Origin of the sequence: Paenibacillus sp. FSL H3-0302, from assembly GCF_037982245.1 — a bacterium.
Taxonomy (GTDB): domain Bacteria; phylum Bacillota; class Bacilli; order Paenibacillales; family Paenibacillaceae; genus Paenibacillus_AQ; species Paenibacillus_AQ odorifer.
This window is the reverse complement of sequence record NZ_CP150284.1, coordinates 6,132,202-6,148,545: the sequence shown is the minus strand read 5'-3', so window position 1 is coordinate 6,148,545 and position 16,344 is coordinate 6,132,202. Positions and strand designations below refer to the sequence as shown.

General features: G+C 42.5%; 15 protein-coding genes and 1 other annotated feature (1 of these 16 only partly in view). Of the genes, 14 read left to right on the top strand and 1 reads right to left on the bottom strand.

Translation table 11 applies throughout. The features are described 5' to 3' along the window. Nucleotides 1-341 precede the first annotated feature (341 nt). The 12 genes from MHH50_RS27290 (at nt 342) to arsC (ending at nt 12,215) form a co-directional block, all read left to right on the top strand. Nucleotides 342-1,151, top strand: coding sequence for a CPBP family intramembrane glutamic endopeptidase (locus MHH50_RS27290; protein WP_139330196.1), 810 nt, complete (start codon nt 342-344; stop codon nt 1,149-1,151). Between the two features lie 137 nt (nt 1,152-1,288). Beyond that, entirely contained in the window at nt 1,289-3,670 is a 2,382-nt protein-coding gene (locus MHH50_RS27285; protein ID WP_076219254.1) for an ATP-binding protein, read from the top strand. Continuing rightward, nucleotides 3,648-4,304: a response regulator transcription factor gene (locus MHH50_RS27280; protein WP_038573390.1), complete on the top strand. Its 657-nt coding sequence runs from the start codon at nt 3,648-3,650 to the stop codon at nt 4,302-4,304. Before MHH50_RS27285 ends, MHH50_RS27280 begins: the two co-directional genes overlap by 23 nt. A 168-nt stretch (nt 4,305-4,472) precedes the next feature. Then, nucleotides 4,473-4,991, top strand: a complete 519-nt coding sequence (locus tag MHH50_RS27275; RefSeq protein ID WP_076128815.1) for a DinB family protein — start codon at nt 4,473-4,475, stop codon at nt 4,989-4,991. Nucleotides 4,992-5,009: 18 nt separating this feature from the next. Further along, a complete protein-coding gene (locus tag MHH50_RS27270; RefSeq protein WP_175620025.1) occupies nt 5,010-5,153 on the top strand; it encodes a hypothetical protein in 144 nt (47 codons plus the stop codon). A 207-nt stretch (nt 5,154-5,360) separates the two neighbouring features. Then, nucleotides 5,361-7,322, top strand: a complete 1,962-nt coding sequence (locus tag MHH50_RS27265) for an ABC transporter ATP-binding protein/permease (protein ID WP_076307279.1) — start codon at nt 5,361-5,363, stop codon at nt 7,320-7,322. 28 nt (nt 7,323-7,350) lie between these two features. Next, nucleotides 7,351-8,019, top strand: coding sequence for a response regulator transcription factor (locus MHH50_RS27260; protein WP_076128780.1), 669 nt, complete (start codon nt 7,351-7,353; stop codon nt 8,017-8,019). Next, entirely contained in the window at nt 8,020-9,363 is a 1,344-nt protein-coding gene (locus MHH50_RS27255; protein WP_312151013.1) for a HAMP domain-containing sensor histidine kinase, read from the top strand. Nucleotides 9,364-9,402: 39 nt separating this feature from the next. After that, nucleotides 9,403-9,948 carry a GNAT family protein gene (locus MHH50_RS27250; RefSeq protein WP_340033708.1) on the top strand — a complete coding sequence of 182 codons (546 nt, stop codon included), beginning with the start codon at nt 9,403-9,405 and terminating at the stop codon, nt 9,946-9,948. Nucleotides 9,949-10,029: 81 nt separating this feature from the next. Then, the gene (locus MHH50_RS27245; protein WP_036680319.1) at nt 10,030-10,356 is read left to right on the top strand and encodes a metalloregulator ArsR/SmtB family transcription factor; all 327 of its coding nucleotides are present in this window, start codon (nt 10,030-10,032) and stop codon (nt 10,354-10,356) included. A gap of 128 nt (nt 10,357-10,484) precedes the next feature. Then, nucleotides 10,485-11,774: an arsenic transporter gene (locus MHH50_RS27240; RefSeq protein WP_076128777.1), complete on the top strand. Its 1,290-nt coding sequence runs from the start codon at nt 10,485-10,487 to the stop codon at nt 11,772-11,774. Between the two features lie 21 nt (nt 11,775-11,795). Beyond that, on the top strand, nt 11,796-12,215 hold the full coding sequence (gene arsC / locus MHH50_RS27235; RefSeq protein ID WP_076280270.1) for an arsenate reductase (thioredoxin): 420 nt from the start codon (nt 11,796-11,798) through the stop codon (nt 12,213-12,215). 18 nt (nt 12,216-12,233) lie between these two features. Here the strand turns inward: arsC and MHH50_RS27230 are convergent, their stop codons facing one another. Then, the gene (locus MHH50_RS27230) at nt 12,234-13,418 is read right to left on the bottom strand and encodes an oxalate decarboxylase family bicupin (protein WP_076128773.1); all 1,185 of its coding nucleotides are present in this window, start codon (nt 13,416-13,418) and stop codon (nt 12,234-12,236) included. Nucleotides 13,419-13,582: 164 nt separating this feature from the next. Between MHH50_RS27230 and MHH50_RS27225 the strand changes: the two genes are divergently transcribed. After that, nucleotides 13,583-14,437: a copper amine oxidase N-terminal domain-containing protein gene (locus MHH50_RS27225; RefSeq protein ID WP_076193634.1), complete on the top strand. Its 855-nt coding sequence runs from the start codon at nt 13,583-13,585 to the stop codon at nt 14,435-14,437. A 55-nt stretch (nt 14,438-14,492) separates the two neighbouring features. Further along, nucleotides 14,493-16,049 (top strand): SAM-dependent methyltransferase, encoded by a 1,557-nt coding sequence (locus tag MHH50_RS27220; protein ID WP_076280271.1) that lies wholly within the window; start codon nt 14,493-14,495, stop codon nt 16,047-16,049. A 45-nt stretch (nt 16,050-16,094) separates the two neighbouring features. Further along, nucleotides 16,095-16,344 (top strand) — a binding site (T-box leader) (it continues 11 nt past the right edge of the window).

Here is a 16,344-nt window from a genome sequence, read left to right as displayed (position 1 = left end):
AAACTTCCCTGAATTTTGGCCGATTCAGTAACTAATAAAGAAATCCCCCTGATTATTAGGGAGGAATTCCCTGATTCCGTCCTTTTAGAGCCAAAATCGGCTATTTTCAGGGAGTATTTCCCTAATTAGTTTACACTTACGCTGCACATCGCACATCGCACATCGCTCACCATTTCACTATTTTTAGGACAACCTTACTGAAGACTTTGCGGCATACAGATAAGTAGTACCGCAAAAGAATTGTGGTTTTAACGAACGTTGTTTTCGGTGAAACGTCCTGCCTGGTTATATACAATTGGATTAAATAGGAAGATATAGTTCCTTATATCTAAAAAGGGTAGGTGATAATATTGCTCTCAGACAAGAAACAATCTCTTCTATTTATTATTATCGTATGGGCAATGGCGTTAGGGATGTTGCTGCTTCCGGAATCGGCGCAAGGTCTGTATGGATTTACTCCTTTTTTCACAGTATGTATCATGATGTTTCTGATTGTGAGAGATGGATACAGTGCTGAGGGATGGAGAAGGTTGGGCTTCAAATTTAGGGGAGGCAAAGAATACATATTGGCTTTAGTTATTCCCTTAGGTTCACTGGGAGCGGGATATGCTGTCTATTGGATGGGATGGAACTCAAGCTTAATTTCTCCAGATTCATGGATCAAGACTGCTATATATTTGCTCGTTTACATTGTTCTTGGTTCATTATCTGCTTTGGGGGAAGAGATCGGTTGGAGGGGTTGGCTGCTCCCGCGTTTTCAATGGATGGGAAGAGTAAGTTCTAGTGTAACAATGGGCTTAATCTGGGCTATATGGCATTATCCGGCGATTCTTGGGCCGCGTGCTTATCATTCCTCTGGAAGCCGCTGGCTCGTGGTGGTGCTCTTTACCTTATCTGTTATGTTTGCGGGCATCATTATAAATGAACTGCGTCTGACCTCCGGTAGTATTTGGCCGGCAGTGCTTTTACACGGAACTAATAATGCTGTAGATAGTGTTTTGCACAATATTACTGTCAGTTCTTCACCTATGTTGGAGTATGTAGCCGGGGAGAGTGGTTGGGTTCCAGTGATTTTATATGGCTGCGCAGCGATATGGATTCTGGATCGAAACCACAGAGTGAAGCAGCAAAAAGCCAGGATAGAGCTATAATTCAATGCGGATATTTAGAGGAGAAGGAATATCATGCATAAAAGTATATAATTTCCTTTGTGATTCATATAAAATGGTAGGGGAATACCAAATAAGAATAGAGATATGTATAATTTTGTTCGTTCGGGGGATTTGAAATGACAGTAAAACTCCGCCAGTTATTCATATCAGGGTTACTTTGCATTTTTGTTTTTCTTATTATTCATTTTGTGTGGGTCATTCACTCTAACATCTTGCTTGGCGTTGGTCTGGAGCAGAATGAAGAAGGGCAATATTATATTGCTGAGGCAGACGTTTCAAGCGAAGGGTATAAACAGAATCTAAGGGAAGGGGATATCTTATTACGGGTTAATGGGAAACCGATTGATAAAGTGGATGAAGCTGTGAGATATGGAAGCTTAACTCAGGTTCAATCCGTTGACCTTCTTCGTAACTCCAAAGGGGGGGCTCCACTTGCTTTGCATTATGATATTGAGAATAAGTCCTCCATCTATCATACGTTTACCCAGCTTGTAGTCCCTGGAGCGACATTTGTTTTTTTGGCAGTGTTAAGCCTTCTATTATACCGCAGGAAAAGCGGGGATCGCTCAGCAGAGCTGCTGATTTTATTCTTTTTATTAGTCGGAATAACTTACTTTGCGGGATATGCCTCAAGTAGATCTGATCTTATAGGTAGAATCGCGATGGGTAGCGTGTTGCCTTTAATTCCACTGGTTTTTATTCACTTTCTCCAAGTATATCTGAAACGATTTGATGTATTAGTTCTATCTACTACTGTAATCAAAATATACTATGGCCTGGTCATTTTACTAAGCCTATTTTCCACCTCCAGTCTAATGGTTTACTCCTGGGATAGATCCTTGTATTCCTTTGTAAGGTTAATTATTATTGGGTTCTTTGTTTTTGGAATTTTTTACAGCATATTTAAGCTGCTATATTTATACATTACTTATCGAAGCACAGCGCTTAAATCGATGTTTAAAATTATGCTTACCGGACAAATCCTTGCGTTTACACCGTTTGTTCTCTTCTCAGCTGCACCCATTGCTGTTGGGGTCAACCTGATTCCTTACGAAATTACTACGATCTTTTTGTTTTTGATGCCAGTTACTTATTTTTATCTGCTGACGGCTAGGCAACTATTTGATATTGATTTCGCTTTTAATCGGTTTAAATATTATTTATTAATTGCTTTTTTTCCGGCGCTAATGATTGTAGCCGTATTTGCGATCATTCAGAGCAGGCAAGAGTATGATTGGATCAAATGGATTCAGATGTTTTTGGTTGTATATTTATCTATTACAATCTTTTTATTCTTTAAGGAGAAAATAGATTATTATTTCCGGCCTAAACTGTTCCGTGAGCTTTATCATTATCAAGGTAGTCTGGAGCGATTCTCGAAGCAAATCTCCAAGGTTATGAAGCGGTCTGATTTGGAGGCTGCAATTTACAAGGAAATCAATGAGATTTTACCGGTTAGTCGGTCTGCTTTTTTTGAGAGAGATGAGGATATGAGTAACCTCGAACAAATAGTCGACAATTCGGGCCAAGAGATCAACATAGAATTTGTATCGAAATCTCCAGTTTTTAAGGTAGGAGAAGTAGTTCAACTCAAACAGGGGATCTTACTCGTAATCGGACGTCACCAAAAAAAATTTCATCTCCTCTGGATTGATCATAAGAAGAACCATACAAAGCTTAATTCGGATGAGCTTAACTGGTTAAATACCCTCGCAAATTATGCGAGTATTGTCTATGAGAATTTATATCTTATTGAAGGCTTGATTGAAGACCTTGAAGCAGAGATGAAAAAAGAGCTACATGCAGCACCATGGGTTCTACGCCTGATCTTTAACTTATCAGAGAAAGAACGCAGAAAGCTGGCGGCGGATTTACATGATTCTGCTCTTCAGGATCAGCTCATTTGGCTTCGCAGGCTGGAAACACTGATCTCCGATCATGATATTGAGGCGGATATTTTGCCAGAGCTGCTTCAGATTAAAGAGGGACTTCTGGATGTGATATATCAGATTAGGGAGACCTGCAATGAACTGCGTCCACCGCTGCTAAGAGAGACCGGAATTGTGAAGGCACTGGAACTATTGTTTGAGTATGCCCAGCTGCAGTCCAACTACATTATCACCTTTACATCCAGTCCGATTGGTGAGCTAAGTGAAGACCTGGTGATTGCGTTGTATCGAATAGTACAGGAGCTCCTGCGGAATGCCGGGAAACATGCCAAGGCGAATCAGATTGAAATTGAGCTGGACCAGCAAGAGCACCTCTATTTTCGATATAAGGATGATGGGATTGGCATGAATATAGTTGATATCAGGGAATCTTTTCAGCATATGGGCCTGTCTGGAATCAAAGAACGTGTTGCTAGCTTAGAGGGGGAGTGCACTTTTACCTCGGAGAAAGGGAAGGGACTGGAGGTTATTATTTATTTACCGACAATGGCTTTTGTAGAAGAAAAGCACAGAGGAGGCGATGACGATGATACGTATCTTGTTGGTTGATGATCATCCTTCAGTCGGAGAAGGAACCAAAACTATGATTGAGCAGGACGCGGATATGGAGGTTACTTTTGTTTTGTCAGCGATGGAAGCTTTGGATAGGCTGGAGCAACAAGAATTTGATGTGATCTTATGCGACCTCAACATGCCTACGATCAGCGGACTTGAATTCGCCAAAAGAGCCGTTCAACGTGATCCTGAATCTAAAGTGGTGATTTATACCGGATATGAGATCAGTGCTCATTATAATCTTTTGATGGAGTCAGGGGTCACAGGATTTATCTCTAAAACAGCTTCCCGGGAACAGTTGTTAAATACCATTCGTTGTGCACTAAGGAATGAGGCGGTCATTCCGGTGTCTTTACTTAAACAGCTACGAAGAAATGATATCAAGATTTCTAATCACCGGGATAATCGGCTGCTTGAAGAAGTGTCCATTAATCAAAGAGAACAGGAAATACTCCAAGAAGTAGCTAGTGGAAAAAGCAATAAAGACATAGCCAGCAAGCTTTTAATGTCACAAAGGACTGTAGAGTATAACCTGACGAGAATCTTTGAGAAGCTTAGTGTACATTCCAGATCCGAAGCTATAGTGGAAGGGAAGCGACTAGGTCTTGTTAGGATGGAGACTTTCTAAGTTGAAGCCCATACAACCCAATACATAGTTTTGTTAGTTTTATTCATGGTGTTAAGCACCTCACTTTTGCATCTTGATCGTCATTACCTGTAATTCATAATTCTGAACCATTCAGGTATTTAGAGTATTATTCTGAAGAAATCAAGGAGGAACATCCATATGATTGACATGAACCAAATATTTTTGATTACAGATATCCCAGGTTACTCCCCGCAAATCAGCCGACTTTTATCCATGATGAACTATGCAAGATATACAACATTAGAAGCCGTTAAGGGTCTAACTGTGGAACAACTGGATTATTTATTGGATGCTCAGAGTAACTCTATTGGAGCGTTATTATTGCACTACGCTGCTGTAGAATATGCATATCAAGTAGCAACGTTTGAGCAAAGAGATTTGTCTGAAGAAGAGCTAACGAGATGGGGGCCAGCATTAAATTTAGGAGACGAAGGACGAGCCAATATTAAGGGGAATGACCTGAGCTATTATCTAGATCGCCTAAATGAAGTTAGACAAAAGACTTATGAATTATTCGCAACCGTCGATGATAATTGGTTATATACTGAAGAGGAATTCTGGCATAACAAACCTGCGAACTACTATTTTATGTGGTTTCACGTTTTTGAGGATGAAATCAATCATAGAGGCCAGATTAGGCTGATCCGAAAAAGAGCACTAGCTTAAGAAAGGAGGCGCGCGCGAATGGAGTACATAGAGAAAAATATAAAGCCTTTATTTAAGAAATATCCGCTGCTCTCGAAATTTATATTAACAGTGGTGATTATAGACATCGTTTATTACGCCGGAAAACAAGTTGGAGGATTAGCTTATCACCTCATGCACTAATTTCTTTTGAAAATAAGTCGAATAGAAAAGGCGAGTTCCACTCATTTTGAGTGTGAATTCGCCTTTTTATATTGCTTAACCTAAATATTTGCTGTAGCTCTGACTCTTCCATGTGGCTATCCAGTTCATTATCAGTTCACACAAATTTGTTAGGATATGAAACATCAAAAGAGATATAGAGCATGACCAGGAGAGGAAGAGAAACAAATGAAAATATTAGAAGTTAAACATGTAAAGAAATCATATACTTTGTATGGTAAAGAAAAGGTACCAGTACTCCATGATGTGAATCTAAGCTTTGAGACAGGTGAATTCGTCTCTATTCTAGGTGAGTCTGGCTGCGGAAAGTCCACACTGATGAACATCATTGGGGGAATGGACTCCGATTATGAGGGCGAGGTCCTTGTCCGCGGAAAGAATTTAAGCACGATGACCGAAAAGGAAATGGATGATTATCGTAAGAACAATATTGGTTTCGTTTTTCAAAATTTCAATCTGATCCCGCATCTATCAGTTTTGGAGAATGTTACAGTGGCGATGCAGATGACGGATACCAGTGAGAAGGACCGTAATAAACGTGCTATAGATATTTTGACTGAGGTAGGCTTGAAAGAGCACCTGAAAAAACGTCCCAATCAGCTGTCCGGTGGACAGAAGCAAAGAGTGTCCATCGCCCGCGCGCTAGCGAATAATCCTGATATTATTTTGGCAGATGAACCTACAGGGGCCTTGGACAAGGATACCGGCGATCAAATTTTAGCCTTATTGGACAGCATAGCCAAAAGAGGGATATTGGTCATTACCGTGACCCACTCACAGAAAGTAGCCGACTCTGGTACCCGTATCGTAAAGGTGGAAGAAGGACGGATTAAAGATGATATTCAGTTAAAGGACCGCTCTTTGATTAGTTACGATGGAGGAGAGGGGTCATCCCGGAATCTCAGTTTATTTGCATCTTTTAAAATGGCTCTGCAGAACATGAAACTCAACGCCAAACGTAATGTATTGGTAGCTTTGGGTGGGTCTATTGGTATTTTAAGCGTACTGTTGATGCTTTCCTTAGGGAATGGAATTACGAACTATATGAATGACGAAATTAATTCAAGTATGGATCCTTTACTCGTGGATATAACTAAACCCAGTGAAGAAGCTAAAGGCATGCAAGGTCCAGAGGCAATGATGTTGCCCGGCGAAACGTTTACGGCTGCCGATATTGAAACCATCCGAAATATTCCAAATGTTGATTATGTAGAAACCATCACTTCCATTTCGGGCAAATCTACTATGGTTTATGCAGATCAGACGGTTAGTCTTACACAATTAACAACCTTAACGGATGCTTTTGCTAAAGAGACGATTACCGCAGGGGCTTTTCCAGAGGGCAAAGAGATATTATTACCCGTGAAAACGGCTAGTAAATTAAGCGGAAACGACAGTCCAGAGTCTTTGGTAGGGAAATCGATTCATCTATATATTAATGAAATGGATGCTAAGCATAAACCGATCACATTGGAACAAGAAGTCACTATCTCTGGTATTTATGAAAGCACTGATCCAAGAGCGCAAATGCAACCCACGGGTTATCTTCCAGCGCAGACTTTGGAGCAAATGTATGCTGACAAGGGGATTACAATAGGTCCAATTCAAGTTAATGCTTTTGCAACCGATATGAAATATGTGAATGATATTAATGCAGCCGCTGTTGATGCTGGGTTCTCAGGTTCTCAATCGGCAAAAATCATGGAGCGAATCACAACTTATGTGAATATGGCTACTATAGTTCTCTCTGGTATTGCCGGGATTTCACTTCTTGTATCAGGGATCATGATATTGGTTGTGCTATATATCAGTGTAGTGGAACGGACTAAGGAAATTGGGATTCTTCGGGCAATTGGCGCAAGGAAAAAAGATATCAAACGTATATTCTTTTCTGAATCAGCTTTATTAGGTGTATTCAGCGGTATCTTTGCGGTACTCTTTGCCATTGTCATTAGTTATGTGTTAAATATTCTCTTGGACAATGCTTTTGGAGTGAAACTTATTAATCTATCCGGTTATTATGTGTTATTCGGGATCGTTGTGAGTACTCTGATTAGTATTATCGCAGGTTTGATGCCATCCTCTAAGGCTGCCAAACTGGATCCAATGGAATCTCTACGATATGAATAAATAGGTTAGCGGAGAGGAAAATTGAGAGATGAACACGATTCTAGTGGCGGATGATGATTCTCATATCCGTAGATTAATACGATTATATCTTGAAAAAAACCAATTTTCCGTAGTGGAAGCAGCAGACGGTCAAGAGGCATTAGACATTCTAGCGCATACAAAGATCGATTTGGTGATTGTAGATGTGATGATGCCAAATGTAGATGGTATTGAATTGACCGAAGATATCCGATCTTATATCGATATTCCAATTCTGATGGTTACAGCTAGAGGAGAATCTAAGGACAAAGTCAGAGGATTTAATGCCGGATCAGATGATTATTTAGTCAAACCGTTTGATCCCATTGAATTGGTCCTGAGGGTAAAATCACTATTAAAAAGATATCATTTAACCTCCTCGAGTGTGATTCAACTAGGCGCAGTGATGATTGATCTGGGGAATTTGAACGTTGTTACGGCTCAGAGAACGGTGGAGTTGAAGAAAAAGGAATGTGAGTTGTTATTTGCTCTGGCGGGTTCGCCAGGGCAAATATTCACGCGTTCTCAGCTCATAGAAAATATTTGGGGTGTCGATTATGAAGGCGACGAGCGTACGGTAGATGTGCATATCAAACGTCTGAGAGAAAGACTTGAATCGATTCCCGAGCTAATTATTTCTACGGTAAGAGGACTTGGATACCGTCTGGAGTTGGCCTAAATGTTGAAAAAAAGCCTGCGTCTGCGTATTGTCATTACGTTCATTGGGATTGTGATCGTCAGCTTAATGATCTCTTTTTTGCTAAATGTACGGTTTTCCGAAAATAATGTGACCCCAAACCATATCTTCATTAGAGTAGCTGGGGACGTAGCCAAAGTGCTTACCCTAATCGATGATCCGGAAAAAGCACAGGCATTTACTAAACTGCTCAATAAATATGGGGTCGATATTGCGAAAGTGAGAGTGAATGAGTGGAGTGATGCTGTTTTTTCAGTGGATAAGGAGAAGGTTGCCGCTCTATTTAAGCCAGATTCCACAGACGCAGTGATGCTTAATGATAAGTCTGGTGTTGCTATTGTTGGCATTCCCATCGTAGATAAGGAGAAAGCTGCGCTCATCATTAAAATTGATTTTTCGTCGAGCTTGATCACATTCAGACGCAACGTGTTTTTTACACTTCTAACGGTTTTAGTCATTGGAAGTTTACTGATTCTCTTGATGTCCGGATTCATTGTTAAGCCTATCAAACGTCTGACGGAAGCAGCTAAAAAAATGGCATCAGGCGATTTATCTGTGCGCTTGACGCATAAAAATCAAGATGAGTTCGGGGAACTGATGGAAAGCTTTAATCATATGGCTAGTGAGCTGCAAAAGATAGATTCAGTTCGTGATGATTTTGTCAGCAATGTCTCCCATGAAATGCAGTCTCCACTTACGTCCATTAGAGGGTTTACTAGAGCGCTGCAAGATGGTGTCGTTCCAGTAGAAGAGCAAAAAGAACATCTGGATATTATTTATCAGGAAACGCTGCGCTTATCCCGCCTAAGTGACAATCTGCTTAGATTAGCCTCGCTTGATTCAGAACATCATCCGGTTAATCTCACCACTTTTCAGCTGGATGAACAGTTAAGAAGAGCGATCGTTCTGGCGGAGCCACAATGGGTACAGAAAAACATTCAGATAGAATTGGATTTATTACCCTGCCAAATTACGGTGGATAAAGATTTGTTTGATCAAGTCTGGCAAAACCTAATTAATAATGCTATAAAATATACAAGCCAAGAGGGTATCATTCATGTCGAAATCGAGCGTTCTATAGCGTTTGTGAAGGTTTCTATTAAAGATTCTGGTCAAGGCATACCAGAGGCAGCATTGCCCCGCATTTTTGATCGTTTTTATATGGTGGATAAAGCGCGGAGCAGCGTTCATAAAGGGAATGGACTTGGATTATCTATTGTATTAAAAATTCTAAAAATGCATGATTGTAAAATAGAAGTGGAGAGCAAGGTTGGGGAAGGAACCCAGTTTATCGTCTGGATCCCTGTCTCTCAACCCTATGAATAGTTAACGGGCTGAAGCTTAAGGCAAACGCTGAGGGGGAAGATGATGATGCTAGAGCGAAAATCTATCTATCTACGCGAACTGAAGTTTACGGACTGGCAAGATGTACATGCCTATTGTTCACAAGAACGTGTATGCCGTTTTCAAGCTTGGGGTCCAAATACTGCTGATCAGACCCTTTCATTTGTGAACCAAGCAATAGAAGACTCTCAAAAAGTTCCCAGAACTCGGTTCGCGCAAGCCATAGTTGCAGTAGGAACTGAACATTTGATCGGCATGATTGAATTAAATATTAGAAGCCATACGGACAGAAGCGGCGAAATCGGCTATATTGTCCATCCTGATGCCTGGGGACAGGGAGTCGCTACAGCAGCGGCCAGACGAATGTTGAAATTTGGCTTTGAAGAACTGCAACTACATCGAATATATGCGACCTGTGACCCTAGAAATAGCGGATCATCCAAGGTACTCACCAAGATAGGTATGACTTATGAGGGAAGATTAAGAGATGCTTTGCTTATTAAAGATGGATGGCGGGATTCTTTGATGTTCAGTATGTTGGAGCATGAGTGGACGGTAGCCCGCTAAAAATTAACTCTTGCTTCCCAATGGTAAGTTTACTAGAATATAAGTATTAGCTTATATACTTTCAAGAGGAGGAGAGAAGGAATGCAGACACTAACGGAAATTGCTGAAGACTTGAAGCTGTTCGGAGATAAGACCCGATTGGCAATGCTTTCTCTTCTGAAAGAGCGGGAATGGTGCGTGTGTGAATTCGTTGATATCTTTGACATTTCCCAGCCGGCGATTAGCCAGCATTTACGGAAATTGAAAAGTAGAGGAATCGTTAGGGAAAGCAAGCGGGGACAGTGGGTACATTATTCGTTAAATGTCGAGGATAAACCACATCTTAAGGCTGTTCTTCAACAGATGCCTAGTACCAAATCGATATTGGCTGAACTGAATAAAGAGGCTAAAGAGCCATGCTGCGACTAAATTTCAGGTAAGGATTTTTTTGATTTATATATAATCATATAGTTATATAATGATGTTGGATTGAAGTCACATGCTTATATAGGAGTGTTGAAAAAGATGTGGATTTGCAGTAAAAGGGGGATGGCACTTTGGCTATTGTAGCTATCCTTATATTTTTAGTAACTTTAATCCTTGTAATCTGGCAGCCCCGTAATTTATCAATTGGATGGTCAGCCTGCGGTGGCGCGATCATAGCTTTGCTAGCTGGGGTAGTCAGCTTTAATGATGTTCTGGATGTAACGCAGATCGTGTGGAATGCTACTTTAGCGTTTGTGGCTATTATTCTGATTTCTTTAATTCTGGATCGAATCGGATTTTTTGAATGGGCTGCTTTACATATGGCGCGGGCTGCCCGCGGGAATGGCAGACGAATGTTTGTGTATGTTATCGTTCTTGGTGCGTTAGTGTCTGCATTTTTTGCGAATGATGGAGCGGCTCTGATTCTTACGCCTATTGTGCTTGCGATGGTAAGGGCGTTGCATTTTGATGAGAAAAAAGTATTTCCGTTTATTATCGCCAGCGGTTTTATTGCCGATACCACCTCATTGCCGCTCGTGGTCAGCAATCTGGTCAATATCGTATCAGCGGATTTTTTCGGGATTACGTTTATGGAGTATGCAGGCAAGATGATTATACCTACGCTGTTCTCACTTGTGGCGAGCATCGTAGTGCTCTATTTCTTTTTTCGAAAAAGTATTCCCAAGCACTTTAACGATTCACAGCTAAAAGATCCGCATGAGGCGATTAAAGACAAAAAAATGTTCCAGCTGTCATGGATTGTATTGGCTGTTCTTTTGGTAGGGTATTTTGTCAGCGAATTTTTGGGTATTCCGGTATCTGTGGTTGCGGGGATCATAGCTATTTTGTTCCTGCTTCTCGCGAGAAGAAGCCCTTACGTCAAGGTGAAAGAAGTGATTACCGGAGCGCCTTGGGCGATTGTGTTCTTTTCTATCGGAATGTATGTCGTAGTATATGGACTTCGAAATGTTGGGCTGACGGATTTACTTGCTAAGATGATTGGGTCTATTGCTGATCAGGGCTTATTTGCCGCAACGATGGGTATGGGCTTCATAGCTGCATTGATCTCATCGCTGATGAATAATCTGCCTACCGTTCTGATTGACGCGCTTGCCATTGATGCGACGCATACCACTGGAATCATTAGAGAGGCTTTAATATATGCGAATGTTATAGGCTCGGACTTAGGACCGAAGATCACTCCGATTGGCTCACTCGCCACACTGCTGTGGCTACATGTACTTTCGGCTAAAGGCGTGAAGATTTCTTGGGGAACGTATTTTAAGACAGGTATTATTTTAACCATTCCAACGTTATTTATTACGCTTTTAGGTCTTTATATGTGGTTGTTGATTAACTAATTTGGACAGGGGAAGATCAAGATGAACAAGAGAACGATTTATTTTTTATGTACAGGGAATTCCTGCAGAAGTCAGATGGCTGAAGGCTGGGCTAAGCAATATCTAGGAGAAGAATGGAGTGTGTACAGTGCAGGTATTGAAGCTCACGGTCTAAATCCAAAAGCTGTACAAGCGATGAGCGAAGTAGGCATAGATATTTCCGGCCAGACTTCGGATATTATTGATGCTAATCTGCTGAACAATGCCGATCTGGTCATTACCTTATGCGGAGATGCTGCGGATAAATGTCCAATGACCCCTCCGCAGGTCAAACGGGAACACTGGGGCTTCGATGATCCGGCAAAAGCGCAAGGGAGTGATGAAGAGAAGTGGGCAGTGTTCCAGCATGTGCGTGACCAGATTGGTGAAAGAATCAAACAATTTGCGGAGACGGGTGAATAAGCAAAGGGAGAAAGTAACCTATTCTTTTAACTTAGGGTATTTCACCACTGGCCATTTCACTTTCCGTAAGGCATTGATCACTTCGGGCCCAACGTTCAAATTACTTTGAACCAATTCATGGGGAGTGAGAGCCATCCATTGGTTCAGAGAGACGTCGGCAAAACGGTCACTTTTGAACATTTCGAGGAACCACAACGATTCTTCTCCTGTATTCTGAATATAATGTCCAAATGCAAAAGGAACATACCCAACATCGCCAGCCCTGTAATTAAAGGTACGTGCTGCACCGTTTCCGGCAAACACAGTCATCCGTCCTTTTCCGGTAAGATAATATTGCCACTCATCGTTGTTGGGGTGCCAGTGGAGCTCTCTCATTCCTCCAGGTTCAATCTCTACCAGTGCAGCAGCCACGGTCTTGGAGACCGGAAAGTTGCTGGAGTCAACGATTCTGACGCTCCCGCCAGGAGTCTTTAATGGAGGCTGTGCCAACAGCGAATGTTTGAAGCTCTGTGGAATTTCTCCATACGGCGATTGCACCTTTTGGCTTTGTAATGAGCCGGGAACTTGATCCTGATAAATATAGACTTGTTCAGTGGGGATGGAGTCAAAGGCCTCGGCAGGTATTCCAAAGTTAGCTGAAAGTACCTCTTTAGGCGTATGGGCGAACCAATCGGAAATAGACAAGGTATTCAGATCAGAGAAGCTTCCGTCGTCGAAGACAAGGAGAAATTCACAGCCTTCTTCAAGACCTTGTATAGAGTGAGGAATACCCGGCGGAAAATACCATAGATCACCAGGTCCTACATCTGCTATAAAGTTCCGTCCATTCTGATCCACAGCAGTAATCCGAGCGCGGCCTAACAGCATATAAGACCATTCCGCTTGCTGATGCCAGTGAAGCTCTCGTACTCCACCGGGGGTCAGGCTCATATTCACACCTGCCAGTGTAGTTGCGATAGGGAGTTCTCTGACGGTTACTTCTCTGGACCAGCCACCATGATTAAGCTGCATATGCGCATCAGAGAAAGAAAATTTCAAATTGGGAACCAGGCCCGCATCAGTCACCGGAGGAACGAACATATCCGGATTCTCAAGATCCCGCATAACATCGCGGGGTCCTTTATCTAATCCCCCTGTGCCATCGCTTCGGATGGGCTGGGGGATGTTTGTTTTGTTTGCCGAATCCTGTCCAGCAGAAGTCATAAGAGGTTCTCCTTTCTTGTTCCTTAAGAGTTCAATGAAAATATATGCGGAATGCTGTCTTTTATGATGGATAGCAGAAGTGGTACAAGTTGACATGTGTAGGGTCATCATTGATTATTACTAATAGAGGCTAAGGTTCTAGATGAACTGGAGAGGGGTTTGTGATGATTCACATCAAGGAGTCCTTACAACGATTAGGGAAAATAAAAGCTTACGTAATAGGTCTATTAGTGATTATGTTCGCCGCGGGATCTGCGGTTACACCTACATCGGTGTCGGCAGCTGTCCAGTTAGGGACACAGGTAATGCCACTGTCATACGGGGGATATTACGTGCTTTTTCCAGGTAAACTCGCCCCTTATTTCAAAGCAGGTAAATTAATGGTGCCGATTCGAGCCTTCTCCAATGCGATTGGCGCAGATTTGCTCTATGACGCTCTGAGCAAGAGTATTACTGTTTCACTGCTGGACCGATCGGTAGGAAATATTAAAGCAGGGCAGCTAGAGGCAGATTTTAATGGGGAGACCGTAGATTCATTAGGCGTTGCTCCAGAGATAAAGGATGGCACTCTGTTTGTTCCGGCGTCCCCCATTTTAGAAGGGCTTAAGTCTTTTCGCTGGGAAGTGCAATTTAATAATGTGAATAAATTAACCCTTGGTATTGGAGCCAGAAAAGGGGAGGAATGGGTGAAGCCTGAGGCAGATCGTGCGCTTGCTCCTTATCCACTCGAAACGACAGCACATCCGTATCCGTTATATCCTACTATGCTAACGCAGGCTCAATCCGGGAAAGAATATAGATTGACCTTAGGCGTGCAAAATACCTCCGGATTCATCATCCCTAAAGGAAATGCGGAATTAGAGCTGGTGAGTGTGGACAGTAAAGGGAATTCTTTTTATCAAACGTTGAAAGGACCTGATTCCTCAACCTCCAAGACGGCATTATTATCATTTTCCGTTAACATACCAACAGAGGCTGAATACGTCATTTTCAGGTCACGCACCTTGAGAGCGCAATAAGGCAATTGCTATAGATTATTCAAACAAGCTAGACAGAGAGCGGGTAAAGAAACAGATGACAGGGAACAAAGAGCAGCAATATCGCTTCAGCGAAGCACCGATTTGGGAATTGCAACGAACATATTATGAAGAGCAGGGATTAAAGGCTTGGAATAATGATCAGGTCCCGCAGTACATCACGAGTAACCCTATGATTGCGACAGCATACGCAGAGATGATCTTTGGATTTCTGCAAGACCGGGCTGGACAAGGGCATCTCTCAGAGACCGTTACGATTCTAGAACTTGGAGCGGGAGCAGGCCGGTTAGCCTTCCATGTGCTTAAAAAGTTATGTGAAATCGTAGACTACGCAGATATTCCTCTTCCTCCTTTTCGTTATGTGATGAGTGATTTGCCTTCCAAAAACATATCCAGCTGGCAGCAGCACCCGAGCCTACTTCCTTACGTAGAGCAGGGTATTTTGGACTTCGCTCGTTTTGATGCTGTGCAGGATGTAGAACTACATTTAGTACACGCTAAGCTCAGCATTCGGCCGGGTGATTTACAGCAGCCATTGGTGATTGTGGCAAATTATTTTTTTGACAGCATTCCGCAAGAATTAATTTATGTGGATGAAGGAAAAATATATGAATGTGAGGTTTCGATCCAGTATTCGGCGGAAGTTGATCCGGATAACCCCTCCGATGCGCTCGGCAAAATCATCCCGCAGTACCATTATCGGCGTGCGGCTAGTTATGAAGAGGAGACTTATCCCTATCATGACGTTATAACGCTTTATCAGCAGAAGCTGGAGGATTCACATATACTCTTTCCGGTGGTGGGGCTTACTTGTCTGGAGCGGCTTGCGCGGCTCTCTACAGAGGGATTCGTGCTGCTTACAGCGGATAAGGGAGACCATCGCTTAGAGAACTGGGAATTTGCAGAACCTCCATTGCTGATTCATCACGGAAGCTTCTCTTTGACCGCGAATTATCATGCGATAGAGCATGTGCTGAAACAAAAAGGGGCGCATTCAATATTCACCAGTCATCACTATAAAAACCTGAACATCGGCTGTATTCTTATGCTACCAACACCGCTGAGCTATACAAACACTCGGCTGGGTTACAAGCGGTTTATAGAACGTTTTGGCCCGGATGATTTCTTTAGTATGAAGGAATGGATGGATCAGCAATTAGATACGATGGGGCTGCAGCAAATTTTGGCCTTTTGGCGTTTGGGTGGGTATGATGCTGAATGGTTTATCCATAGCGCTGAACAGATTTCGGAGCTGCTGCCGGGTGCCAGTGATGAAGAAATGCTGGATCTACAGCGAGGTATACAGTTGATGTGGACGGGCTATTATCCGATGGAACAGAGTTATGATCTGTCGCTAGATGCGGGGTTGCTGCTGTATGAAATGGATAAATTCGCGGAAGCATTGGGTTACTTAGAACGCTCCATGCATGCGAGTACGGAAGAACCATTGGCATCAGTGCTGTATAGCATGGCAATCTGTAACTATGAGCTAGGAGCTGAAGCTGCTGCATTGGAATACGCGCGTAGAGCTTTGGCTGCAGAGCCTGACAATGAAGTAGTATTGGAGCTCCTAACGGCGCTTAGCGGGGAATAAGCACATTTACATAGGGTTATCTTTTTGGTATCCTATACAAAATAATCAAACGCGATGACGAGAAGAGTACATGAAATCATTCCTTCACAGAGAGCCCTGGATGATGAGAACAGGGTAAGGGAGATTTTATCGAAACAAGCCTCTGAGCGGCATATCGGAACCGGACTAAGGGGATGGTATGACGGGAGCTCCTGTTATAGAGCTAGAGTATAAGCACTGCGCAAGATGTTTTGCCGTACTTGATGAGATTAATATGGCGACATATTAATGAACCTGGGGTGGTACCGCGAGAATT

Excerpts from the sequence above, each read along its gene's own strand:
- MHH50_RS27285 (WP_076219254.1), top strand. The coding sequence starts at position 1,289 with ATGACAGTAAAACTCCGCCAGTTATTCATATCAGGGTTACTTTGCATT.
- MHH50_RS27280 (WP_038573390.1), top strand. The coding sequence starts at position 3,648 with ATGATACGTATCTTGTTGGTTGATGATCATCCTTCAGTCGGAGAAGGA.
- MHH50_RS27275 (WP_076128815.1), top strand. The coding sequence starts at position 4,473 with ATGAACCAAATATTTTTGATTACAGATATCCCAGGTTACTCCCCGCAA.
- MHH50_RS27270 (WP_175620025.1), top strand. The coding sequence starts at position 5,010 with ATGGAGTACATAGAGAAAAATATAAAGCCTTTATTTAAGAAATATCCG.
- MHH50_RS27265 (WP_076307279.1), top strand. The coding sequence starts at position 5,361 with ATGAAAATATTAGAAGTTAAACATGTAAAGAAATCATATACTTTGTAT.
- MHH50_RS27260 (WP_076128780.1), top strand. The coding sequence starts at position 7,351 with ATGAACACGATTCTAGTGGCGGATGATGATTCTCATATCCGTAGATTA.
- MHH50_RS27255 (WP_312151013.1), top strand. The coding sequence starts at position 8,020 with ATGTTGAAAAAAAGCCTGCGTCTGCGTATTGTCATTACGTTCATTGGG.
- MHH50_RS27250 (WP_340033708.1), top strand. The coding sequence starts at position 9,403 with ATGATGATGCTAGAGCGAAAATCTATCTATCTACGCGAACTGAAGTTT.
- MHH50_RS27245 (WP_036680319.1), top strand. The coding sequence starts at position 10,030 with ATGCAGACACTAACGGAAATTGCTGAAGACTTGAAGCTGTTCGGAGAT.
- arsC (WP_076280270.1), top strand. The coding sequence starts at position 11,796 with ATGAACAAGAGAACGATTTATTTTTTATGTACAGGGAATTCCTGCAGA.
- MHH50_RS27230 (WP_076128773.1), bottom strand. The coding sequence starts at position 13,418 with ATGACTTCTGCTGGACAGGATTCGGCAAACAAAACAAACATCCCCCAG.
- MHH50_RS27225 (WP_076193634.1), top strand. The coding sequence starts at position 13,583 with ATGATTCACATCAAGGAGTCCTTACAACGATTAGGGAAAATAAAAGCT.
- MHH50_RS27220 (WP_076280271.1), top strand. The coding sequence starts at position 14,493 with ATGACAGGGAACAAAGAGCAGCAATATCGCTTCAGCGAAGCACCGATT.